22 protein-coding genes and 1 tRNA gene are annotated in these 23,677 nt (G+C 70.6%); 22 read left to right on the top strand and 1 reads right to left on the bottom strand.

From position 1 onward, the window contains the following. Positions 1-61 precede the first annotated feature (61 nt). The 4 genes from SLAV_RS12890 (at position 62) to SLAV_RS12875 (ending at position 3,842) form a co-directional block, all read left to right on the top strand. The gene (locus SLAV_RS12890; protein WP_030235735.1) at positions 62-1,288 is read left to right on the top strand and encodes an MFS transporter; all 1,227 of its coding nucleotides are present in this window, start codon (positions 62-64) and stop codon (positions 1,286-1,288) included. Between the two features lie 69 nt (positions 1,289-1,357). Next, complete coding sequence (locus SLAV_RS12885; RefSeq protein WP_030235741.1) at positions 1,358-1,768, top strand: hypothetical protein; 411 nt, start codon at positions 1,358-1,360, stop codon at positions 1,766-1,768. After that, positions 1,765-3,252, top strand: a complete 1,488-nt coding sequence (locus SLAV_RS12880; RefSeq protein WP_234333774.1) for a hypothetical protein — start codon at positions 1,765-1,767, stop codon at positions 3,250-3,252. The genes SLAV_RS12885 and SLAV_RS12880 overlap by 4 nt, the downstream gene beginning before the upstream one ends. After that, entirely contained in the window at positions 3,249-3,842 is a 594-nt protein-coding gene (locus SLAV_RS12875; protein WP_051841243.1) for a hypothetical protein, read from the top strand. The genes SLAV_RS12880 and SLAV_RS12875 overlap by 4 nt, the downstream gene beginning before the upstream one ends. Positions 3,843-3,976: 134 nt before the next feature. Here the strand turns inward: SLAV_RS12875 and SLAV_RS12870 are convergent. Beyond that, positions 3,977-4,048: transfer RNA gene (locus SLAV_RS12870), tRNA-Arg, on the bottom strand. A gap of 106 nt (positions 4,049-4,154) precedes the next feature. On the opposite strand from SLAV_RS12870, the gene SLAV_RS12865 reads away from it, so the two are divergent. The 18 genes from SLAV_RS12865 to atpE all read left to right on the top strand — a co-directional run bounded on the left by SLAV_RS12865 (position 4,155) and on the right by atpE (position 23,652). Then, positions 4,155-4,622 carry a response regulator gene (locus SLAV_RS12865; protein ID WP_037687951.1) on the top strand — a complete coding sequence of 156 codons (468 nt, stop codon included), beginning with the start codon at positions 4,155-4,157 and terminating at the stop codon, positions 4,620-4,622. A 103-nt stretch (positions 4,623-4,725) separates the two neighbouring features. After that, the gene (gene nrtL / locus SLAV_RS12860; protein ID WP_030235751.1) at positions 4,726-5,712 is read left to right on the top strand and encodes an ArgS-related anticodon-binding protein NrtL; all 987 of its coding nucleotides are present in this window, start codon (positions 4,726-4,728) and stop codon (positions 5,710-5,712) included. Positions 5,713-5,731: 19 nt separating this feature from the next. Beyond that, entirely contained in the window at positions 5,732-7,123 is a 1,392-nt protein-coding gene (lysA, locus tag SLAV_RS12855; protein ID WP_030235754.1) for a diaminopimelate decarboxylase, read from the top strand. Between the two features lie 168 nt (positions 7,124-7,291). Beyond that, positions 7,292-8,584 (top strand): homoserine dehydrogenase, encoded by a 1,293-nt coding sequence (locus tag SLAV_RS12850; protein ID WP_030235757.1) that lies wholly within the window; start codon positions 7,292-7,294, stop codon positions 8,582-8,584. Positions 8,585-8,590: 6 nt separating this feature from the next. Next, on the top strand, positions 8,591-9,661 hold the full coding sequence (gene thrC, locus SLAV_RS12845; RefSeq protein WP_030235759.1) for a threonine synthase: 1,071 nt from the start codon (positions 8,591-8,593) through the stop codon (positions 9,659-9,661). 337 nt (positions 9,662-9,998) lie between these two features. Continuing rightward, entirely contained in the window at positions 9,999-10,937 is a 939-nt protein-coding gene (gene thrB / locus SLAV_RS12840) for a homoserine kinase (RefSeq protein ID WP_030235762.1), read from the top strand. 430 nt (positions 10,938-11,367) lie between these two features. Further along, positions 11,368-13,533, top strand: a complete 2,166-nt coding sequence (rho, locus tag SLAV_RS12835) for a transcription termination factor Rho (RefSeq protein WP_030235765.1) — start codon at positions 11,368-11,370, stop codon at positions 13,531-13,533. A 312-nt stretch (positions 13,534-13,845) separates the two neighbouring features. After that, positions 13,846-14,946 (top strand): LCP family protein, encoded by a 1,101-nt coding sequence (locus tag SLAV_RS12830; RefSeq protein ID WP_030235767.1) that lies wholly within the window; start codon positions 13,846-13,848, stop codon positions 14,944-14,946. A gap of 173 nt (positions 14,947-15,119) precedes the next feature. Then, positions 15,120-15,338 carry a 50S ribosomal protein L31 gene (rpmE, locus tag SLAV_RS12825; protein WP_007266580.1) on the top strand — a complete coding sequence of 73 codons (219 nt, stop codon included), beginning with the start codon at positions 15,120-15,122 and terminating at the stop codon, positions 15,336-15,338. A 117-nt stretch (positions 15,339-15,455) separates the two neighbouring features. Then, positions 15,456-16,535, top strand: coding sequence for a peptide chain release factor 1 (gene prfA / locus SLAV_RS12820; RefSeq protein WP_030235769.1), 1,080 nt, complete (start codon positions 15,456-15,458; stop codon positions 16,533-16,535). Positions 16,536-16,588: 53 nt separating this feature from the next. Then, positions 16,589-17,434 carry a peptide chain release factor N(5)-glutamine methyltransferase gene (prmC, locus tag SLAV_RS12815; protein ID WP_030235773.1) on the top strand — a complete coding sequence of 282 codons (846 nt, stop codon included), beginning with the start codon at positions 16,589-16,591 and terminating at the stop codon, positions 17,432-17,434. 52 nt (positions 17,435-17,486) lie between these two features. Further along, on the top strand, positions 17,487-18,134 hold the full coding sequence (locus SLAV_RS12810) for an L-threonylcarbamoyladenylate synthase (protein WP_030235774.1): 648 nt from the start codon (positions 17,487-17,489) through the stop codon (positions 18,132-18,134). After that, positions 18,131-18,793, top strand: coding sequence for an arsenate reductase/protein-tyrosine-phosphatase family protein (locus tag SLAV_RS12805; RefSeq protein WP_030235777.1), 663 nt, complete (start codon positions 18,131-18,133; stop codon positions 18,791-18,793). The genes SLAV_RS12810 and SLAV_RS12805 overlap by 4 nt, the downstream gene beginning before the upstream one ends. Positions 18,794-18,906: 113 nt before the next feature. Continuing rightward, the gene (locus tag SLAV_RS12800; RefSeq protein ID WP_030235779.1) at positions 18,907-20,139 is read left to right on the top strand and encodes a serine hydroxymethyltransferase; all 1,233 of its coding nucleotides are present in this window, start codon (positions 18,907-18,909) and stop codon (positions 20,137-20,139) included. Positions 20,140-20,242: 103 nt separating this feature from the next. Further along, the gene (locus SLAV_RS12795) at positions 20,243-21,577 is read left to right on the top strand and encodes an MraY family glycosyltransferase (RefSeq protein WP_199922206.1); all 1,335 of its coding nucleotides are present in this window, start codon (positions 20,243-20,245) and stop codon (positions 21,575-21,577) included. Positions 21,578-21,851: 274 nt separating this feature from the next. Further along, positions 21,852-22,289 (top strand): Cg1360 family ATP-synthase-associated protein, encoded by a 438-nt coding sequence (locus SLAV_RS12790; RefSeq protein WP_030235785.1) that lies wholly within the window; start codon positions 21,852-21,854, stop codon positions 22,287-22,289. A 210-nt stretch (positions 22,290-22,499) separates the two neighbouring features. After that, the gene (atpB, locus tag SLAV_RS12785) at positions 22,500-23,339 is read left to right on the top strand and encodes a F0F1 ATP synthase subunit A (protein WP_078950526.1); all 840 of its coding nucleotides are present in this window, start codon (positions 22,500-22,502) and stop codon (positions 23,337-23,339) included. Between the two features lie 79 nt (positions 23,340-23,418). Continuing rightward, on the top strand, positions 23,419-23,652 hold the full coding sequence (gene atpE / locus SLAV_RS12780; protein ID WP_007266589.1) for an ATP synthase F0 subunit C: 234 nt from the start codon (positions 23,419-23,421) through the stop codon (positions 23,650-23,652). The last annotated feature ends 25 nt before the right edge of the window (positions 23,653-23,677 follow it).

The raw sequence follows: 23,677 nt of genomic DNA, 5'->3' as shown, positions 1-23,677 counted from the left end.
TTCCCAGGTGTGCCGCCGAGCCCGTGCGGCGCCGGGGACGGGGAAGGGGAACGGCCGGACCGTGGAGACCTTGAGACGCACCTTCCAGTCCCTCTCGGTGCGCAACTTCCGGCTGTTCGTCCTCGGACAGCTCCTCTCCGTCACGTGCACCTGGATGATGGTCATCGCCCAGGACTGGCTGGTCCTGGAACTGTCCGGCGACTCGGGCACCGCCCTGGGCGTCGTGACCGCCCTGCAGTTCACGCCCGTCCTCCTGCTGACCCTGTACGGGGGCAGGCTCGCCGACCGGCACAGCAAACGCAGCCTCCTGATGCTCGCCAACAGCGCGTCCGGGGTGCTCGCGCTGGCGCTGGGCCTGTGGATCCTCCTCGGCGAGGTGCGGCTCTGGCACATCTGGCTCTTCGCCCTGGCCCTGGGCACCGTCAACGCGGTGGAGGCGCCGACCCGGATCTCGTTCGTCGGCGAGATGGTCGGCGGCGAACTCCTGCCGAACGCCTCGGCGATGAGCGCGGCGTACTTCAACGTCGCCCGCGTGGTGGGCCCGGCGATCGCGGGCTTCCTCATCGCCCGCCTCGACGTGGCGGCCGTCGTCCTCATCAACGCCGTCAGCTACCTCGGCACGGTCGCCAGCGTCGCCCTGATGCGCCCGGCCGAACTGCACGTCCCCGCGGAGCGGCCGGCCCGGCCCCGGGTCGCGGACGGCCTGCGCTACGTCGGCCGGCGGCCCGACCTCGTACTGCCCCTGGTGCTGCTCGGCGTGGTGGGCCTGGCCGGGTTCAACTTCCAGCTGACCCTGCCGCTGATGGCCAAGACGGAGTTCCACACCGACTCCACCGCCTTCGGCCTGCTCAGCAGCTCCCTCGCGGCGGGCTCCCTGCTGGCCGCCTTCGCCACCACCGCCCGGCGCGGCCGCCCGTCGGCCCTCGTGGTGACCGGCTCGGCACTGGCCTTCGGCGCGACGGAGGCCCTCGCGGGCCTGGCCCCGACCCTGACCACGGCCTGCCTGCTCCTGACCCTGACCGGTTTCACGATGATGTACTTCGCCCAGGCCTCGAACCACCGCGTCCAACTGGGCACCGACCCGGCCTACCGGGGCCGCGTGATGGCCCTCTACACGGTGATCTTCCAGGGCGGCACCCCCCTGGGCGCCCTCCTCACGGGCTGGCTCGCAGAACACTGGGGCCCCCGCTGGGCCCTCTCCACAGGCGGCCTCATCACCCTCACCACAGCCACCCTCACCCTGACCCTCTCCCGCCGCCCGGCACCCCCCACCCCGGAAGCCCGCTGACCGAACAGCCCCTGTCCTGCGGGTTGTTAGGGTGAACTCTTCCGACGCGCGCACCAGGGGGAGGGTTCGGTGTCGTTCGACGAGGAATGGGCAGCCGCCAAACAGAGCGCCGCCGCGGGGAGCGGTTCGCCGTACGACCTGGTCGTCACGCAGGACGACCTGGGGGCCGTCGGGCACGAGGCGTTCCTCGTCCACGGCGAGCTGCGCAAGAAGTCGGACATCGCCGGCACCGGGGCGACCGCCCGGGCCGCGGCCGAGTGCTCCGGGAAGAACCTGGCCATGGGGTCGGAGCTGTCAGTGACCCTCTTCACCTGGGACTCGCAGGTCAAGACGGTGCTGCAGATGTACGCGCACATCTCCAACCACCTCGACTACTCCAAGCAGGCGCACGCACGTGACGACGAGGCCATCGCCGCCGACCTGCGTCACCGGGACGGTTCCGCCATGTCGGTCTCCGAGATCCAGAGGCACGTGAAGTGACCTTCACCTGGACCGACCTGATGACGATCGACCTCGCCAAACTGAACGAAGCCGCCACGGAGTGGAAGACGGCCGCCGAGGAACTCGCCAAGCTGCACGGCACCGTGCGCGACGGCCTGGTGAAGAAGTCGGAGGCGGCCCGCTGGGAAGGGGCGAACGCCACCGTCACCCGGGAGTTCGTCCGCAGCGCGGCAAAGGAGGTCGACGACCTCCAGCGTGAGGCCAGGAGCATCCACGCGGTCCTCGCCGACGCGCACGCCGAGCTGACCCGGATCCAGAAACGGGCGAAAGAGCTGGCAGACGAGGCGAGGCAGGGAGACCCGGCCCATCATCCCGAGCCGGACCCGGGGCTGCTGGTGTCGGACGCCGGTGGCGGCAGGGTGCGCGTGGAATCGTCCGTCTGCGATGCGAAGGGCCCCAGTCGGCGCACCGAGGACATGGTCCGCTGGTACGCCGACACGCTCACCGGCATGGTCACCGACGCGGCCGAGGTGGACGCGGCCGCCACCCGCGCCCTGCGTGCCTCGCACGGAGCCGACCCGTACGACGCGGGCCACGCCGAGTACACCTCACTGGACCAGGACCAGCTGCCGCGGGCCATGAAACTGGCCGCCCTGGGCGGGGACGCCAAGCCGGCCCAGCAGGCCGAGCTGCGCAGGCTGTGGCAGTCCCTCAGCCCCGACGCCCGCGCGCAGCTGTGGACCGCCCACAGGGGCGACCTGCTCGCTGCCGGACTCCTCAACCCGTCGGTCAAGCGGGTGGCACCCGACCGTGGATCCGGCAAGCACGGATCGGAGGATCCCGACTGGGGCGACTGGGGCACCCGGATGAAGATGCAGGGGCTCGTAGTGGCCGCTGACGGGGGCGACATGAACGACGCGGCACGCCACATGAAGCACTACCTGGACGACACCGGCACCCCCATGAGGCTCCCCGTCGACAAAATGCTCACCGACGATGACGACTTCCAAAACCATGTGAGCCATCGCCATCTTCTGCCCCATGAGGCGCAATGGCGCGAGCAGGCGCTGGCGGAGTACGAGAGGAACGGTGGCCGGGCCGTCGTCCTACCGGTCGAGACTCCGAACGAGGACTACTCCTTCTCCCAGATGACGGACCCCAACTGGTTCTACGCGGTCGGCTCCGCCCGGTCGAACGTGACAGGGGTGGTGACCGTCGTGCCGGGCGCCGGAGGCCAACCGAAGGTCGGGCTCGACTACCAGGTCAACGTCTGGGACCGCTACAACTGGGACGAGGGCAAGGGCGTGCACATTTGGAGCTTCGGCATCCCGGACGGCGAGCCGGGCCGGCAGCACAAGGTGGGCCTGGCCCAGGAGTTCAACATGGCGGGAAGCGGTTCGGTCAAGCACTACGAACTGGGCAATGGTGCGGCGTTGCCAGCCCCCGACGATCCGGGACGGGCCGGTGAGCGCAGTGACCCCGGCCGCCACGCCCGCGACGGCGGCGGCGAGATCGACCGATGAGCAGCACGAACCGGTCCTGGCACCGGCGTCTCGCCCTCGGCGCCTGGGCGTTCACGGGCCTGTGTGTTCTGGGCGTCCTCGGTCTGGTCCTGTGGTCCATGTACGAGCTCACGCACCCCACCGAGGAGCAGAAGAACTGCTGCTGGGAGCAGAACGTCACCCCCGAGTGGATGGCGAGGACGATGGGCTTCCAGGTACCGGAGACGGCCACCGACCGGCGGGCAGGCCTCAATTCCAACGTGCAGTACGACGTCGCGCTGCTCACCTTCACCGTGACGACCGCCGAGGCGGACCGATTCCTCAAGCCGCTGCAGCGGGAGGGCACGCAATTGGTCCGCAACACCCACCCCAAGGAGCCGGGGTACACCCGCAGCGACGGCTTCAGCCACCTCGGCCTGCCCGAGCCCGAGACCTTCGTCGACGGCATGCGCATCGGCGGCCTCTGCCACGGCGACACCAAGACTCCCGAAGGCCAGGCGGTCCAGTTCTGCACGAAGATCTACGCGCACGAGTTCCAGCCCGGCACCACCCGCATCTACCTCTGGGCCAGCAGCGACGCCAACATCGACAAGCCACCGGCAAGCCACTGAGCCCGAGTGCCCCGGGCCGCCCCGCACAGTTGTGGCCGCCTCCCCGCCTCGGGGGCCGACATGGCCGCACATACGCGAAGACCCCGTCTCAGCGTTGCCGCTGATGGCGGGGTCTTTGGGCACTTCCTGCGAAGTGCCCCCGGCAGGATTCGAACCTGCGCACACGGCTCCGGAGGCCGTTGCTCTATCCCCTGAGCTACGGGGGCGTGTCGTCCGCTGTGCGGCGACGGGTTGAACACTACCAGCTTCCGTGGGGTGATCAGGAACGGATTTGGGCGGGAGAGGGAGGTCGGTCGCCCGGAGGGGGTGGAAGTGGCGAAAACCCGGACGCGGGGGCTTAGGGCGACCTACCCTCAAGTTGTGCCAGGCGCCTCGGGCCGGGTGCTTGTTGTCGACGACAACAAGGTCATCCGGCAGCTGATCAAGGTCAATCTCGAGCTGGAGGGCTTCGAGGTCGTGACCGCGAGCGATGGTGCCGAGTGTCTGGACATCGTGCACCGGGTGCAGCCCGACGCGATCACCCTTGATGTGGTCATGCCCCGGCTGGACGGGTTCGGGGCCGCCGCGCAGTTGCGGGCCGACCCGCGGACGCGGCACCTGCCCGTCGCCATCGTGAGCGCCTGCACCCAGCATGAGGTCGAGGCCGGGATCGCCGCCGGGGTGGACGCGTTCCTCGCCAAGCCCTTCGAGCCCGCCGAGCTGGTGCGCATCGTGCGCAGGCTCGTCGAGCGCAAGGACCGCCGTGAGCGCAAGGGTGCGTCGGCCGGCAGAGGGGTGTGAGGGCGCCTCTTTACAGGGGGCCCGGCCGGGGGTGTTCCGGGTGTTTGTTCACATGGCGAAACCCGGTGCGGGCCGATGCGGCTTCTCCCCTAGGCTGGGCGACGTGATCCCCGCCGACCTCTCTCGTGCCGTCGTACACGCCGTACGCCGTGCCGTCGAGGGCGGTGAGCTGGGCGGCGCCGGTTCCGTGCCCGAGCGGGTCGTCGTCGAGCGGACGCGGCCCGGCGGGGTGGGGGAGTACGCCACCCCCGTCGCCTTCCAGGTGGCCAAGGGGGCCGCCCGCGCCCCCCGCGACGTGGCCGACGTGCTGGCCCGGCTGCTCGCCGAGGAGCCCGGGATCGCGCGCGTCGACGTCACCGGGGCCGGGTTCCTGAACTTCACCCTCGCCGCCCGCTCCGAGGCCGCCCTCGTACGGGAGGTGCTGGGCGCCGGAGTCCGGTACGGGTACGCCGCCGGCGGCCGTGCGGCCGACCCCTTCTGCTGGGCCCCCTCCGTCGGGCCGCGCGAGCGGGCCGTGCGCGAGGCCGCCGGGCGGATCGCGGCCTCGCAGGGGCAGTCGTACGGGCAGGAGCGCGCGGCGATGGCCGTGGCGCCCGTCGCCCGCCGTGACGGTGACGTGATCGCCGCCTACGGGCAGGACGCCGCCCGCTGGGCCATGGTCGGTGTCCCGGCCCGGGAGACTCCCGCCTTCACGCCCGGCCTCCTCGTCCAGGACGAGTCCAACGAGTTCTTCCGGGTGCGGTACGCCCACTCCCGCGCCCGCGCCCTGAGCCGCAACGCCGAGCAGCTCGGGTTCGACGCCGAGCCGGGAGAGGGTGGGGGGACGGGGGGCCGCGAGCTGGTGCGGCTGATCGCCGAGTATCCGCTCGTCCTCGAAGCCGCCGCGCACCACCGGGCCCCCGAGCGGCTCGTCCGGCACCTCGTCGCCGTCGCCGACGCGCTCCTCGACCACCAGCACCACGTCCTGCCCCGAGGGGACGAGAAACCCTCGGCCGCCCACCGTGCCCAGCTGGCCCTCGCCGAAGCCGCCGGGACGGTGCTGGCCGGCGGCCTGGCCCTGCTCGGCGTAGACGCCCCCGACTTCCTGTGACCCGCGAAGAGAGATTCCGATGAGCCGTTCCGCGCACCCCGCCGGGCCCCGCCACGCCGACGTCCTGCCCGAGGGCCACTACGCCCCGCCGCCCGCCGACCTGAACGTGCTGGACGAGAAGGTCTGGGCGCGCACCGTCACCCGCAACGACGACGGGGTGGTCTGCGTCGGCGGGATGGAAGTGACCCGGCTGGCCGAGGAGTTCGGGACGCCCGCCTACTTCCTCGACGAAGAGGACTTCCGCGCCCGCTGCCGCGCCTGGGCGCACGCCTTCGGCAAGGACGCGGACGTCTTCTACGCCGGCAAGGCGTTCCTCTCCAAGGCCGTCGTGAAGTGGCTGAAGGAAGAGGGGCTGAACCTGGACGTGTGTTCCGGCGGGGAACTGGCGACCGCCCTCGCCGCCGGGATGCCCGCCGAGCGGATCGCCTTCCACGGCAACAACAAGTCGGAGAGCGAGATCCGCAGGGCCGTCACCGCCGGAGTCGGCCGCATCGTGCTCGACTCCTTCCAGGAGATCGCCCGCGTCGCGCACATCGCCCGTGAGCTGGGCGTGCGCCAGCCCGTGCAGATCCGCGTGACCGTGGGCGTGGAAGCGCACACGCACGAGTTCATCGCGACCGCGCACGAGGACCAGAAGTTCGGCATCGCCGTCGCCGACGGGTCCGCCGCCGAGGCCGTGCGGCGGGCGCTCGGGCACGAGAGCCTCGACCTGCTCGGTGTCCACTCGCACATCGGTTCCCAGATCTTCGACATGGCCGGCTTCGAGGTGTCCGCCAAGCGGGTGATCCGGCTGCTGGCCGCCGTACGCGACGAGCACGGCGTCGAGCTGCCCGAGATCGACCTCGGCGGCGGCCTCGGCATCGCCTACACCTCCGCCGACGACCCGCGCGAGCCGCACGAGATCGCCAAGGCCCTCACCGAGATCGTGGCGCGGGAGTGCGAGAGCGCCGGGCTCAAGGCGCCCCGGATCTCCGTGGAGCCCGGCCGCGCGATCGTCGGCCCGACGGCGTTCACCCTCTACGAGGTGGGCACGATCAAGCCGCTGGAAGGCCTGCGCACCTACGTCTCCGTCGACGGCGGGATGTCGGACAACATCCGCACCGCCCTTTACGACGCCGAATACGGGGTCACCCTCGTCTCCCGCGTCTCCGACGCCGAGCCCATGCTGGTCCGCGTCGTCGGCAAGCATTGCGAGAGCGGCGACATCGTGGTGAAGGACGCGTTCCTGCCGGCCGACCTCGCGCCCGGGGACCTCCTCGCCGTACCCGCCACCGGGGCCTACTGCCGCTCCATGGCCAGCAACTACAACCACGCCCTGCGCCCGCCCGTCGTCGCCGTGCGCGACGGCGGGGCGCGGGTGATCGTCCGGCGCGAGACGGAGGAAGATCTCCTGCGTCTCGACCTCGGATGATTCCCATATTTCTGGGGAAAGCCCCAGGACCCCCAAAATAGGTATCTCAAGGGTGTCTCACTCAATGGACCGAGGATGGAAAGTCCTGTCCATTGAGTGAGACTGGTTCAGGACCCGCACGCAATCCGCGCACGGGTTACGGATGGAAGATCGAAAGGCGTAGGTCGAATGATGCGTACGCGTCCGCTGAAGGTGGCGCTGCTGGGCTGTGGAGTGGTCGGCTCAGAGGTGGCGCGCATCATGACGACGCACGCCGACGATCTGACAGCCAGGATCGGCGCGCCCGTCGAACTCGCCGGCGTGGCTGTGCGCCGTCCCTCCAAGGTGCGCGAGGGCATCGACCCCGCGCTGATCACCACCGACGCCACCGCCCTCCTCAAACGCGGTGACATCGACGTGGCCATCGAGGTCATCGGCGGTATCGAGCCCGCCCGCACGCTGATCACCACCGCCTTCGAGAACGGCATCTCCGTCGTCTCCGCGAACAAGGCGCTGCTCGCCCAGGACGGCGCCGCGCTGCACGCCGCGGCCGAGACGCACGGTCTGGACCTCTACTACGAGGCGGCCGTCGCCGGCGCCATCCCGCTGGTCCGCCCGATGCGCGAGTCCCTCGCGGGCGACAAGATCAACCGCGTGATGGGCATCGTCAACGGCACGACGAACTTCATCCTCGACAAGATGGACTCGACCGGCGCCGGCTACCAGGAGGCCCTGGACGAGGCCACCGCCCTCGGCTACGCCGAGGCCGACCCGACCGCCGACGTCGAGGGCTACGACGCGGCCGCCAAGGCCGCGATCCTGGCCGGCATCGCCTTCCACACCCGGGTCCGTCTCGACGACGTCTACCGCGAGGGCATGACCGAGGTCAGCGCCGCGGACTTCGCCTCGGCGAAGCGCATGGGCTGCACCATCAAGCTCCTCGCGATCCTGGAGCGGGCCGCGGACGGCCAGTCCGTCACCGCCCGCGTGCACCCGGCGATGATCCCGCTCAGCCACCCGCTCGCCTCCGTGCGCGAGGCGTACAACGCCGTCTTCGTCGAGGCGGAGGCCGCCGGGCGGCTCATGTTCTACGGGCCCGGCGCGGGTGGCGCTCCGACCGCGTCCGCGGTCCTCGGCGACCTCGTCGCGGTCTGCCGCAACAAGCTCGCCCAGGCAACGGGGCCCGGCGAGTCGGCGTACACCCAGCTGCCGGTCAGCCCCATGGGGGACGTCGTCACCCGGTACCACATCAGCCTCGATGTGGCCGACAAGCCGGGCGTCCTCGCCCAGGTGGCGACGACCTTCGCGGAGCACGGTGTCTCGATCGACACCGTCCGTCAGCAGGGCAAGGACGGCGAGGCCTCCCTCGTCGTCGTCACCCACCGCGCGCCCGACGCCGCCCTTTCGGGGACCGTCGAGGCGCTGCGGAAGCTGGACACCGTGCGCGGTGTCGCCAGCATCATGCGTGTTGAAGGGGAGTAAGGACCCATGAGCAGCAATCGCACCCACCAGTGGCGCGGCATCATCGAGGAGTACCGGGACCGCCTGCCGGTGACGGACACGACCCCGGTGGTCACGCTCCGCGAGGGCGGCACTCCCCTCGTCCCCGCCCAGGTGCTCTCGGAGCGCACGGGCTGTGAGGTGCACCTCAAGGTGGAGGGCGCCAACCCGACGGGGTCCTTCAAGGACCGCGGCATGACGATGGCCATCACCAAGGCCAAGGAGGACGGCGCCAAGGCCGTCATCTGCGCCTCCACGGGCAACACCTCCGCCTCCGCCGCCGCCTACGCGGTGCGCGCCGGCATGGTGTCCGCGGTGCTCGTGCCCCGCGGCAAGATCGCGCTGGGCAAAATGGGTCAGGCGCTCGTGCACGGCGCCAAGATCCTGCAGGTTGACGGCAACTTCGACGACTGCCTGGACCTGGCCCGGGCGCTGTCCGACAACTACCCGGTCGCGCTGGTCAATTCCGTCAACCCGGTCCGGATCGAGGGCCAGAAGACGGCCGCGTTCGAGATCGTGGACGCGCTCGGCGACGCCCCCGACATCCATGTCCTGCCGGTGGGCAACGCGGGCAACATCACCGCGTACTGGAAGGGCTTCAAGGAGTACAAGGCCGACGGCCTGGCCTCCCGTACGCCCCGCGTGTGGGGTTTCCAGGCCTCGGGCTCCGCGCCGATCGTGCGCGGCGAGGTCGTCAAGGAGCCGCACACCATCGCCACCGCGATCCGCATCGGCAACCCGGCCTCCTGGGACTACGCGCTGGCCGCGCGGGACGAGTCGGGCGGCTTCATCGACGAGGTGACGGACCGCCAGATCCTGGCCGCCTACCGGCTGTTGGCGGCCCAGGAGGGCGTCTTCGTCGAGCCCGCCTCGGCCGCGTCGGTGGCCGGTCTGCTGAAGGCCGCCGAGCTCGGCCTGGTCGATCCCGGCCAGACGATCGTGTGCACCGTCACCGGCAACGGCCTGAAGGACCCCGACTGGGCGGTCGCCGGCGCTCCGCAGCCGGTCACCATTCCGGTGGACGCCGAGGCCGCGGCCGCCCGTCTCGGCCTGATCTGACCCGGAGGGCCGGGAGGCCGGGGCCCTGACCCCGGCCTCCCGGCCCGCCGCCGGGTTGCCGGATCCCGGAAGTCCGCGGAATCCGGCAACTCGGCCCGTACGGCACCAAAAGTCAAGGCGGAACCGCGGAAGACCGCGACACGCATCGTGCGCCTCCTGTGCGCCCTATGTCGCGAGAGAACCTTCCTTCGATACGCTGTACTTACATCCGCCACCGCGCATATGACGCGGTGCTGCCCCAAGGGCCTTCGGGTGTCGTACGTTCTCCAGTACATTCGCAGCGAAGATCCCGCACCGACACCAGATCTCGCACAGTCACAAGGAGTGTCATCGACCGATGGCAGGTCCAGCGTTCCGCGCCGCCGCCGTACGAGTGCGCGTCCCCGCCAGCAGTGCCAACCTCGGCCCCGGCTTCGATGCCCTCGGCCTGGCCCTGGGGCTCTACGACGACGTGGTCGTCCGGGTCGCCGACTCCGGCCTGAACATCGACATCGCGGGTGAGGGTGCCGACACCCTCCCGAGGGACGAGAGCCACCTCCTCGTACGTTCCATGCGCACGGCATTCGACCTGCTGGGCGGGCAGCCGCGCGGCCTGGAGGTCGTCTGCGCCAACCGCATCCCGCACGGCCGTGGCCTCGGCTCCTCCTCCGCCGCGATCTGCGCCGGCATCGTCGCCGCGCGCGCCGTGACCATAGGCGGCGAGGCCAGGCTCGACGACGCCGCGCTGCTGGAGCTCGCCACCGAGATCGAGGGGCACCCCGACAACGTCGCCGCCTGTCTGCTCGGCGGCTTCACCCTGGCCTGGATGGACGGGGGCAGTGCCAAGGCGATCCGGATGGACCCCGCCGATTCCATCGTTCCGGTGGTCTTCGTGCCTTCCAAGCCGGTCCTGACCGAGACCGCGCGGGGACTGCTGCCGCGCACCGTGCCGCATGTGGACGCGGCCGTGAACGCGGGCCGCGCGGGCCTGCTCGTGGAGGCCATGACCAGGCGTCCCGAGTTCCTGCTGCCCGCCACCGAGGACCGGCTGCACCAGGAGTACCGGTCGCCCGCGATGCCCGAGAGCGTGGCGCTCGTGGGCCGGCTGCGGGCGGACGGCATCCCCGCGGTCATCTCCGGCGCGGGCCCCACGGTCCTCGCGCTGGTCGACAACGACGCGGCCGACAAGGTCGCGCAGCTCGCGGGCGAAGGGTGGGCGGCCAACCGGCTCGCCCTCGACGCCGCGGGCGCGAGCGTCCTTCCGCTGGGTACCCAGGGCGGGCAGTCCGTGTCGTGACGACACGGCCCGCCGGGGGCGGGCGGCCGGGCAGGCCGCCCACCCCGCGGAAGGGGCTATTGCCGGTGATTGAGAGGGGGAATATCTGTTGGATCCGGTAGTGTTAGTCTCAAGTGCGCATCCGAAGCCGCCATGGCTCGGTGCTCAGTGTCCCCATCCGGGACCACCTTTCTTCCGGGAGCCTCCCCGACTGCTTTGATCGCTGCCAGCAGTTTCGAGCACGCTCCGGAATCGGCGTGACATTCCCACGCTTCCAGCTCGGGGGCTTCTCGCCGGAACCACCCATGCACGTTTCTCTCCGCCGTACATCGATCGGCGGACCACCGCCCCGGCCGCGGTCCATGACCCATCAGGTTCTGGTCCGTTGCCGGACAGCACAACCGGTCGCCGAGCCAGACAGGCCGACGTCCGCTCCAGGGAAGGACCCTTCGTGAGCGACACCACCGATCTGATGGGCGCTGCCGACACCAACGTCGACACCAGTGCCCCCGCCGCGGGCGCCGCACCCAAGCGCCGCCGCTCCGGCACCGGCCTTGAGGGCATGGTCCTGGCCGAGCTGCAGCAGGTCGCGTCGGGCCTCGGGATCAGGGGCACCGCGCGGATGCGCAAGAGCCAGCTGATCGAGGTCATCAAGGAGGCGCAGGGCGGCAGCGCCCCCAAGGCCGCGGCCCCCGCCGCCGACGCCGCCGAGACCAAGCCGAAGCGCCGCGCCACCAGCAAGGCCCGCACGGGCGAGGCCGCCGCCGCGGCGCCCGCCGCCGAGAAGCCCGCCGTGCAGGCGCAGATCGACATCCCGGGCCAGCCCGCCGGGGGCCCCTCCCGCACGGCGGAAGCCGAGCGCGGGGTAGAGGACGCCCCGGTCGGCGAGCGCCGCCGCCGTCGGGCGACCGCGCCCTCCGGCAGCCCGGAGTCCTCGGCGCCCGCCGTCGTGGCGGTCGAGCAGAAGACCGAGGCCGCTCCGGTGGCCGCGGCCGAGCCCAAGGCCGAGGCGGCGACCACCGTCGCGGCCCAGGGCCAGCCGCAGGAGGCCGGCGAGGGCCGGACCCGCCGTGACCGCCGTGACCGCGGCGAGCGCGGTGACCGCGGCGAGCGGGGTGACCGTGCCGAGCGCGGTGACCGTGCCGAGCGGGGCGAGCGCCAGGGCCGCCGCGAGCGCGGTGCCAAGGCCGACGACCAGGGCCAGGCCCAGGGCGGTCAGGCCCAGGGCGGTCAGGGCCAGGGCGGCCAGGGCCAGGGCCAGGGCCAGGGCGGCGGCCGGCAGGACCGCGCCGACCGTCAGCAGCAGGGCGGCCGGGGCCAGGGCCAGCAGGGTCGTCAGGACCGTCAGGACAACGGCCCGCAGGACGACTTCGACGGTGAGGACGGCCGTCGCGGCCGTCGCGGCCGTTACCGCGACCGCCGGGGCCGTCGCGGCCGCGACGAGTTCGCGCCGAACGAGCCGCAGGTCGCCGACGACGACGTGCTGATCCCCGTCGCGGGCATCCTCGACATCCTCGACAACTACGCGTTCATCCGGACCTCGGGCTACCTGCCCGGCCCGAACGACGTGTACGTCTCCCTCGCCCAGGTCCGCAAGGCGGGTCTGCGCAAGGGCGACCACACCACCGGTGCGGTCCGTCAGCCCAAGGACGGCGAGCGCCGCGAGAAGTTCAACGCCCTCGTGCGTCTGGACTCCGTCAACGGCATGGCGCCCGAATCCGGCCGAGGCCGCCCGGAGTTCCAGAAGCTGACGCCGCTCTACCCGCAGGACCGGCTCCGTCTGGAGACCGACCCGGGGGTGCTGACCACCCGCATCATCGACCTCGTGTCGCCGATCGGAAAGGGTCAGCGAGGCCTGATCGTGGCCCCGCCGAAGACCGGCAAGACCATGATCATGCAGGCGATCGCCAACGCGATCACCACCAACAACCCCGAGTGCCACCTGATGGTCGTCCTGGTCGACGAGCGTCCGGAAGAGGTCACCGACATGCAGCGGTCGGTCAAGGGCGAGGTCATCTCCTCGACCTTCGACCGCCCGGCCGAGGACCACACCACCGTCGCCGAGCTGGCCATCGAGCGCGCCAAGCGTCTCGTCGAGCTCGGTCACGACGTGGTCGTCCTGCTGGACTCCATCACCCGTCTGGGCCGCGCGTACAACCTCGCGGCGCCCGCCTCCGGCCGCATCCTGTCCGGTGGTGTCGACTCGACCGCGCTGTACCCGCCGAAGCGCTTCTTCGGTGCCGCGCGCAACATCGAGGACGGCGGCTCGCTGACCATCCTGGCCACCGCGCTCGTCGACACCGGCTCGCGCATGGACGAGGTGATCTTCGAGGAGTTCAAGGGCACCGGCAACATGGAGCTCAAGCTCGACCGCAAGCTCGCCGACAAGCGCATCTTCCCGGCCGTCGACGTCGACCCGTCGGGCACCCGCAAGGAGGAGATCCTCCTCAACAGCGAGGAGCTCGCCATCGTCTGGAAGCTGCGCCGGGTGCTGCACGCGCTCGACTCGCAGCAGGCGATCGAGCTGCTGCTCGACAAGATGAAGCAGACGAAGTCGAACGCCGAGTTCCTGATGCAGATCGCGAAGACGACCCCGGCCGGCAAGAACGACGACTGACCGGGTCCGCCTCACCGAAGCCGCCCCCGCCGCACCCGCGGCGGGGGCGGCTTCGTGTCGTCACGCCCCACGGTTTCCCGGTTCGGGGCCTGTGCGACCTTCGCCACATTCATGCTGCGGAATGAACCCCTCCGCAGGCTCGTACGTTCACGATCCCAACCCCGGGTGGCCGCGGCGTCACGCACCGTCCACCCCCGTCGGGGGGAGCCGCCCCCGGGGTTCCGTACGCCCCGCGCGCCGTGGAACCCTGGAACGCATTCGTCCGTCTGAGTGAGAGATACGGCGGGCAACGCACGCAGGACTGAGGAGAGCATGAGCGAGGAAAGCAAGGGCCGCGGCCGCCGCGCCGTCACCCGGCGCCGCCGGAAACCGCCGCGTCGGCGCCGTGCCCTCACCATCGCCGCGTGGACCGCAGCGGGCGTCGTCCTGCTCGGAGGCGGTGGCCTCGGCTGGTTCTACTTCAAGCTCAACGGCAACCTGCACAGCGTCGACATCGACCAGGCCCTGGGCAAGGACCGCCCGCCGAACGTCGACAACGGCTCGATGGACATCCTGGTCCTCGGCTCCGACTCCCGCGAGGGGGCGAACCGCGAGTACGGCGCGGACGACGGCGGCTCGGCCCGCTCCGACACGGCGATGATCATCCACCTCTACGAGGGCCACAAGCAGGCCAGCGTGGTGTCGATCCCGCGCGACACGATGCTGCCGCGGCCCGCCTGCCCCATCGGCAAGGGGAAGAACAGCGCCCCCCGGCAGCGCGCGCAGTTCAACGAGGCCTTCACCATCGGCGGGGCCGCCTGCGCGGTGAAGACCGTCGAGGCGATGTCGGGGATCCGCATGGACCACTACATCGAGGTCGACTTCACCGGCTTCAAGAACATCATCGACAACCTCGGCGGGGTCGAGCTCACGACCACCAAGCCGATCAAGGACTACGGCAGCCACCTCGACCTGCCGGCCGGCTCCCACAAGCTCAACGGCGAGCAGTCCCTCGGCCTGGTCCGCACGCGCAAGAGCGTCGGCGACGGCGGCGACCTGGGCCGAATACAGCTCCAGCAGGCCTTCATCAAGGCGCTGATCAAGCAGGTCAAGGGCGTCGGCGTCTTCGACAGCCCGAAGAAGCTCTACGGTCTCGCCGACTCCGCCACCAAGGCGATCACCACCGACAAGGCGCTCGGCGACGTGAAGTCCCTCGCGAGCTTCGCCCAGGGGCTCCAGGGCATCAGCGGCGAGAACATGCACATGATCACCGTCCCGGTGACCCAGGACCCGCTCGACAAGGACCGCGTCGCGCTCCTGCCCAAGGACTCGAAGATGGTCTGGGACGCCCTGCTGGCCGACCAGCCCATCCCCGCCGCGGCCACCGAACACTCCAACGGGGACAAGAGCACCGCGGGCTCGATCGTCCAGTAGCCCTTCCTGCCGGGACCCGGCCGGAATAGATGCCCGCTCCTCCCCGTTGAGGGGAGCGTCCTCAGAATTTTGACAGGCGGCCCGGTCCTGGCAGACTGGTCTGTCGGCCCCGGTTCACGCAGTGCGCAATTCGGCTCCTGCGACCCGGCGCCCTCCCGAATCTAGGAGACACCTTGAAGCGCGATGTTCACCCCGAGTACGTCGAGACCCAGGTCAGCTGCACCTGTGGCGCGTCGTTCACCACCCGTAGCACCCTGACCGAGGGCACCATCCGTGCCGAGGTCTGCTCCGAGTGCCACCCGTTCTACACGGGCAAGCAGAAGATCCTCGACACCGGTGGCCGTGTGGCCCGCTTCGAGGCCCGCTTCGGCAAGGGTGCGGCCAAGAAGTAGCGCGACCCAGGCGCCGGTCACCGGCCGCCCCCTGACTTCGCGGGGGCGGCCGGACCGGCGCCTTTGTCGTCGTTCAGCCGAACCAGCCCATTTTTACTTTCACCACAGGAGCACCCGATGTTCGAAGCGGTCGAGGAACTGGTCGGCGAACACGCCGATCTTGAGACGAAGCTCGCCGACCCTTCGGTCCACTCGGATCAGGCCAACGCGCGCAAGCTCAACAAGCGCTACGCGGAACTGACCCCGATCGTCGCGACCTTCCGTGCCTGGAAGCAGTCGGCCGAGGACATCGAGACGGCCAAGGAGCTGGCGGCCGACGACCCGGACTTCGCCGCCGAGGCCAAGGAACTGAGCGCCCAGCGCGAAGAGCTCACCGAGAAGCTCCGCCTGCTGCTCGTCCCGCGCGACCCCAGCGACGACAAGGACGTGCTCCTGGAGGTCAAGGCCGGCGCCGGCGGCGACGAGTCCGCCCTGTTCGCGGGCGACCTGCTGCGCATGTACCTGCGCTACGCCGAGCGCGTGGGCTGGAAGACCGAGATCATCGACGCCACCGAGTCCGAGCTCGGCGGCTACAAGGACGTCCAGGTCTCCGTCCGCACCAAGGGCGGCAACGGCGCGACCGAGCCCGGCCAGGGCGTCTGGGCCCGCCTGAAGTACGAGGGCGGCGTACACCGCGTACAGCGCGTTCCGGCCACCGAGTCCCAGGGCCGCATCCACACCTCCGCCGCCGGCGTGCTCGTCACCCCGGAGGCCGAGGAGGTCGAGGTCGAGATCAACGCCAACGACCTGCGCATCGACGTGTACCGCTCCTCCGGCCCCGGCGGCCAGTCCGTCAACACCACCGACTCGGCCGTGCGCATCACGCACATCCCGACCGGTGTGGTCGCCTCCTGCCAGAACGAGAAGAGCCAGCTCCAGAACAAGGAGCAGGCCATGCGCATCCTGCGCTCGCGCCTGCTGGCCGCCGCCCAGGAAGCCGCCGAGCAGGAGGCCTCCGACGTGCGCCGCAGCCAGGTGCGCAGCGTGGACCGTTCGGAGAAGATCCGTACGTACAACTACCCGGAAAACCGGATCTCGGACCACCGGACCGGTTTCAAGGCGTACAACTTGGACCAGGTGCTCGACGGCGACCTCGACGCGGTCATCCAGGCCTGCGTCGACACGGACTCGGCGGCCAAGCTCGCCGCCGCGCACTGATCCGGCCCGATCCCCGTACCACCCCCCGTACGACAGCAGCCCGGAGGACCAGCGTGAACTTGCTGCTTGCCGAGGTGGCCCAGGCCACCCAGCGGCTGGCCGCCGCCGGCGTGCCCTCACCGCGTTTCGACGCGGAGGAGCTCGCGGCCTTCGTGCACGGCGTCAAGCGGGGGGAACTGCACCACGTCAAGGACGCGGACTTCGACGCCCGCTACTGGGAGGCCGTCGCCCGCCGCGAGGCGCGCGAGCCGCTCCAGCACATCACCGGCCGCGCCTTCTTCCGCTACCTGGAGCTCCAGGTCGGCCCCGGGGTGTTCGTGCCCCGGCCCGAGACCGAGTCGGTCGTGGACTGGGCCATACAGGCCGTCCGGGCGATGGACGTCGTCGAGCCGCTGATCGTGGACCTGTGCACCGGCTCCGGCGCGATCGCGCTCGCCATGGCCCAGGAGGTGCCCCGCTCGCGCGTGCACGCCGTGGAGCTGTCCGAGGACGCCCTGCGGTGGACGCGCAAGAACGCCGAGGGCTCCCGCGTCACCGTCCACCAGGGCGACGCGCTGAGCGCGCTGCCCGAGCTGGACGGCCAGGTCGACCTGGTGATCTCCAACCCGCCCTACATCCCGCTCACCGAGTGGGAGTACGTGGCCCCGGAGGCCCGCGACCACGACCCCGAGATGGCGCTGTTCTCCGGCGAGGACGGCCTCGACACCATCCGCGGGATCGAGCGCACCGCGCACCGGCTGCTGCGGCCCGGCGGCATCGTCGTCATCGAGCACGCCGACACCCAGGGCGGCCAGGTGCCGTGGATCTTCGCCGACGAGCGGGGCTGGGCGGACTCCGCCGACCACCCCGACCTGAACAACCGCCCGCGCTTCGCGACCGCCCGCAAGGCGATGCCGTGACCGGCGCGACCCCCCTTCCCGCCACCACCCCGCTGTACGAGGAGGCCCGCTGATGGCCCGGCGATACGACTGCAACGACGCGACGGACCGCAAGACCGGTCTGCGTGAAGCGGCATCCGCCGTACGCCGCGGCGAACTCGTCGTGCTGCCGACCGACACCCTCTACGGGATCGGCGCGGACGCCTTCAGCAAGGAGGCCGTCGGCGACCTGCTCGCCGCCAAGGGCCGGGGCCGCAACATGCCCACCCCCGTCCTCATCGGCTCCCCGAACACGCTGCACGGCCTGGTCACCGACTTCTCCGAGCAGGCCTGGGAGCTCGTCGACGCCTTCTGGCCGGGCGGGCTGACCCTCGTCGCCAAGCACCAGCCGTCGCTGGCGTGGGACCTGGGCGAGACCCGCGGGACCGTCGCCGTACGCATGCCGCTGCACCCCGTCGCGATCGAGCTGCTGACGGAGGTCGGTCCGATGGCGGTCTCCTCCGCCAACCTGTCCGGACACCCGGCGCCCGAGGACTGCGACGCGGCGCGCGCCATGCTGGGCGACTCCGTCTCGGTGTACCTGGACGGCGGCCCGACGCCCAGCACCCTGCCGTCGTCGATCGTCGACGTCACCGGGAAGGTTCCCGTCCTGCTGCGTGCCGGGGCGCTGACCGCCGAGCAGCTGCGGGAGGTCGTACCCGACCTTGAGGTGGCCCCGTGAGCCCTGAGGGGCGTGGCATAGCCAGGGGGCACCTGCCGGCCGCGGCCGGGGGAGACTCCTTCCGCATACTCCACGTCAGTACCGGCAACGTGTGCCGCTCGCCCATCACCGAGCGGCTGACCCGGCACGCCCTGACGCACCGGCTGGACGCCCTCGGTCTCGTGGCCGGCGATCTCATCGTCGAGAGCGCGGGCACGTGGGGCCACGAGGGGGCCCCGATGGAGGCGAACGCCGCCGCCGTCCTCGCGGACTTCGGCGCCGACGCCTCCGGCTTCACCGGGCGCGAGCTGCTGGACGAGCACGTCATACGCGCCGACCTGGTGCTGACGGCCACGCGGGACCACCGGGCCCAGGTCATCTCGATGGGCCACTCGGCGGGACTGCGGACCTTCACGCTGAAGGAGTTCACCCGGCTCGTGCGGGCGATAGACCCCGCGACGCTGCCGCCGCTCGACGACGGCATGGCCGAACGCGCCCGTGCGCTGGTGCGGGCCGCCGCCGCGCTGCGGGGCTGGCTGCTGGCGCCCTCCGCCGACGCGGACGAGGTGTACGACCCGTACGGGGCGCCGATCACCTTCTTCCGCTCGATCGGCGACGAGATCAACCAGGCCCTGGACCCCGTGGTCACGGCCCTGACGGGCGTCACCGCACCGCGCTGACCCGGCGAGGAGGGGCCGGGACCGGCCCCCGGAGCCCGTGGCGCGGGCGGGCACGCGCAGGACGCCGGGGCTATCGTGGCTGATACCTGACGGGTCGCCCCTGGAGCCGCGCCATGAGCGTCATCACCCCGGCCACGGACCTGCTGCGGCAGCAGGATCCGCAGATGGCCGACGTCCTCGCGGGGGAGCGGCAGCGCCAGGCCGAGACCCTGCAGCTCAGCGCCGCCGAGAACTTCACCTCGCCCGCCGTGCTCACCGCCCTCGGCTCCGCCCTCGCCAACAAGTACGCCGAGGGGTACCCCGGCGCCCGCCACCACGGCGGCTGCGAGTACGCCGACCTGGCCGAACGGACCGCGGTGGAGCGGGCCAGGGCGCTGTTCGGGGTCGAGCACGCGAACGTACAGCCGCACTCCGGCTCCTCGGCCGTCCTCGCCGCGTACGCCGCGCTGCTGCGCCCCGGAGACACGGTCCTGGCGATGGGGCTCTCCTACGGCGGACACCTCACGCACGGCTCGCCCGCGAACTTCTCCGGCCGCTGGTTCGACTTCGTCGGGTACGGGGTCGACGCCGCCACCGGGCTCATCGACTACGCGCAGGTGCAGGAGCTCGCCCGCGCGCACCGGCCGAAAGCCATCGTCTGCGGGTCGATCTCCTACCCCCGTCACCCCGAGTACTCGGCGTTCCGGGAGATCGCCGACGAGGTGGGGGCGTACCTCATCGCCGACGCCGCGCACCCGATCGGACTGGTCGCGGGCGGCGCGGCGCCGAGCCCCGTCCCGTACGCGGACCTGGTGTGCGCGACCACGCACAAGGTGCTGCGCGGCCCGCGCGGAGGGATGGTGCTGTGCGGCGCGGAGTTCGCGGAGCGCGTCGACCGGGCGGTGTTCCCCTTCACCCAGGGCGGCGCCCAGATGCACACCATCGCGGCGAAGGCGGTGGCCTTCGGGGAGGCGGCCGGACCGGCCTACACGCAGTACGCGCACCGGGTCGTGGCCAATGCCAGGGCCCTGGCCCGGGCCCTGGAGGACCGCGGCTTCACGCTCACCACCGGCGGTACGGACACCCACCTGATCAGCGCCGATCCCGCACGGCTCGGGATCGACGGGCCGACGGCCCGCGGCCGGCTCGCGGCCGCCGGGATCGTCCTGGACACCTGTGCGCTGCCGTACGGGGACCAGCGCGGGATCCGGCTGGGCACTGCGGCGGTGACCACGCAGGGGATGGGGGAGGCGGAGATGGTCCGGATCGCCGGGCTGTTCACGGCCGCGCTGCGCGGCGGGGCGGCGGCACAGACCCGCAAGGAGGTCGCCGAGCTGACCGGTGGATTTCCCCCGTACGGGGTTTAAAGGGGCATGCGGCGCGTACCGCAACCGGTAAGGGGTACCCGCGCGTCCTCTTGACCGGTGACATCGCGGCTAATGTGTGGGGCTGAGATGGCCGGCGATACATCTGGGGCAGCCAGTGCGTGAATATCTGCTGACGCTTTGCGTCACGGTCGCGGTGACCTACCTGCTGACCGGGCCCGTGCGGAAGTTCGCGATCGCGGTCGGCGCCATGCCGGAGATCCGCGCCCGCGACGTGCACCGCGAGCCCACGCCGCGGCTCGGCGGCATCGCCATGTTCGGCGGTCTGTGCGCGGGCCTGCTGGTCGCCGACCACCTGCGCAACCTCAACGGGGTCTTCGAGCTGTCGAACGAGCCCCGGGCCCTGCTCTCCGGCGCGGCGCTGATCTGGCTGGTCGGCGTGCTGGACGACAAGTTCGAGCTCGACGCCCTGATCAAGCTGGGCGCGCAGATGATCGCGGCCGGCGTCATGGTGATGCAGGGCCTGACCATCCTGTTCCTCCCCGTCCCGGGCATCGGGACGGTCGCGCTCACCCAGTGGCAGGGCAACCTGCTGACCGTCGCCCTCGTCGTGATCACCATCAACGCGGTGAACTTCGTGGACGGCCTGGACGGCCTGGCGGCCGGCATGGTCTGCATCGCGTCCGCCGCGTTCTTCCTCTACGGCTACCGGATCTGGTTCGGCTACGGCATCGAGGCGGCCGCCCCCGCGACGCTCTTCGCCGCGATCCTGATGGGCATGTGCCTGGGCTTCCTGCCGCACAACATGCACCCGGCGCGGATCTTCATGGGCGATTCCGGCTCGATGCTGATCGGCCTGGTGCTGGCCGCGTCGACCATTTCCATCACCGGGCAGGTGGACCCGGACACGATGGCCCTCTTCGCGGGTGGTGAGCGCAATGCGACGCACGCGATGCTGCCCGCCTTCATCCCGCTGGTGCTGCCGCTGAGCATCGTCGCGATTCCGATCGCGGACCTGGTGCTGGCGATCGTGCGGCGGACCTGGAAGGGCCAGTCGCCCTTCGCCGCGGACCGCGGTCATCTGCACCACCGGCTCCTGGAACTCGGGCATTCCCACAGCCGCGCCGTACTCATCATGTATTTCTGGTCGGGGCTGATCGCATTCGGAGCGGTGGCCTATTCGGTGCATTCCACCTCCATGTGGATCGTCCTCGCCATCGCCGCGCTGAGCGGGCTGGGTCTCGTCCTGCTCCTGCTGCCGCGGTTCACCCCGCGGGCGCCGCGCTGGGCCGAGGCGCTGGTTCCGCCGCGCTACCGGCACGCGGAGCGGGCGGCGGAGGCGGCCGTGCGGGAGGACGCGGGGACGGAGCCGGAGCCGGCGCGGCCGATCGCGGCCGGGGTCTCGGGCGTCAACGGCGCTACCGCCATTGGCCCCCGTTCGCGCTTCCCCGACCGGCGGAAGGCCGGATCGGCGCGCTGACAGCCCAGGTGCATGTCCGACATGAACGCCCTTTACCAGACAAGCCGCTTGGGTGGCGCGCACACACGCGCAGGGTCACTCTCATGTGTGACAGTCAGCACACCGGACAGGTAAAGCTCTCATCAAATAGTTTGTGATACCGTTCACTAAACCCGGCGACAGAGCCGAAGGACCGTAGTGCGACGGTCCATTGGCCCGAGGCTCTCACTCGGACCGGGCTTACGCTCGTCCCGTACGAGTCCCGTGCCCCCACCACCACGCGGAGCAAACCGCCATGCGGTCAGATGACGTCCGATCCCTCCTGCAAACCGCCGTACCCACAGCTGTAGCCGGTGCTGTAGCCGCCGTGATCAGCGCGTTGGTCGTGGGCGGCAAGGGGGCCGTCGGAGCCATCGTCGCCACCGTGGTCGTGATTCTCTTCATGGGCATCGGATTCGTGGTTCTGCAGCGCACCGCGAAATCCCTTCCGCACCTGTTCCAGGCCATGGGTCTCATGCTCTACGCGACCCAGATCCTGTTGCTCTTCGTCTTTCTCGCCGTGTTCAAGAACACGACGCTGTTCAACCCCCGGGCGTTCGCGATCACGCTCGTCGCCACCACCCTCGTGTGGATCGGCGCACAGACGCGCGCTCACATGAAAGCCAAGATCCTCTACGTCGAGCCCGACTCGTCGAAGACCGAAAAGCCCGAAAACCCGGGGTCGAAGTCGTGAGGGGTAGGGCCGGGATAAGGGCGCGTTCGAGATCCTGCTATCGTCCGGTTCCAACTGCGGCACTGCGGGCGCGGGCATCTGAGCTGACGCCTGTTCCATCGCGAGGCTCGATGCCTGACTGCCGCCCCCACATCCGTTACACCAGTCCAGTGCCGAACCGCGGCTGCGCGCCGCGCCGACACAACGAGGTTGCCGTACCTATGCGCCACGCTGAAGGAGCCCGCGGTGAGTGCTGACCCGACTCAGGTGCTCGCCTTCGAGACCGACTGTCACATCTTCGACGGATGTGGCTTCCCCGGCCCGGGCCTGCACTCGTTCCTCTTCGAGCCGCTCTGGGGCGAGCCCGGCACCACCAGTGCTTACTTCAACAAGCCGATGCTGCTGGCCCTGCTGGGCTCGATCATCATCGTGGGCTTCTTCTGGGCCGCCTTCGGCAAGCCGAAGATGGTCCCGGGCAAGCTCCAGATGGTCGCCGAGGCCGGCTACGACTTCGTCCGCCGCGGCATCGTCTACGAGACGCTCGGCAAGAAGGAGGGCGAGAAGTACGTCCCCTTCATGGTCTCGCTGTTCTTCTTCGTCTGGATCCTGAACGTCTGGTCGATCATCCCGGTGGCCCAGTTCCCGGTGACCTCGATCATCGCGTACCCGGCCATCCTGGCCCTGATGGTCTACTGCGTGTGGATGTCGGTCACCTTCAAGCGCCACGGCTTCGTCGGCGGCCTGAAGAACCTGACGGGCTACGACAAGAGCCTCGGCGGCGTGCTGCCGCTCATCATGGTCATCGAGTTCTTCTCGAACGTCCTGGTGCGCCCGTTCACCCACGCGGTCCGACTGTTCGCGAACATGTTCGCCGGTCACACCCTGCTGCTGCTCTTCACGATCGCCAGCTGGTACCTGCTGAACGGCATCGGCATCGCCTACGCGGGTGTCTCGTTCGTGATGGTCATCGTGATGACCGCCTTCGAGCTCTTCATCCAGGCCGTCCAGGCGTACGTCTTCGTCCTCCTGGCCTGCAGCTTCATCCAGGGCGCGCTCGCCGAGCACCACTGAGCCAGGCCCGCCCCCGCTCAGCCCCCATTCGTCCGGTGGCCAACCCCCACCGGTCCGTGAAAGAGAAGGAAGAACTGGCATGTCCCAGACCCTTGCCGCCGTCACCGGCTCCCTCAGCTCCGTTGGTTACGGTCTCGCGGCCATCGGCCCCGGCGTCGGCGTCGGCATCATCTTCGGTAACGGCACCCAGGCCCTCGCCCGTCAGCCCGAGGCTGCCGGCCTGATCCGCGCCAACCAGATCCTCGGCTTCGCCTTCTGTGAGGCGCTCGCGCTCATCGGTCTGGTCATGCCGTTCGTCTACCCGAGCTCCTGATCTTCGGTCTCGACGAACAGTCCAT

This window comes from Streptomyces lavendulae subsp. lavendulae, assembly GCF_002803845.1.
In the GTDB taxonomy this organism is placed as follows: domain Bacteria; phylum Actinomycetota; class Actinomycetes; order Streptomycetales; family Streptomycetaceae; genus Streptomyces; species Streptomyces lavendulae.
The sequence above is the reverse complement of the archived record's forward strand: the minus strand, read 5'-3'. Positions and strand labels throughout refer to the sequence as shown.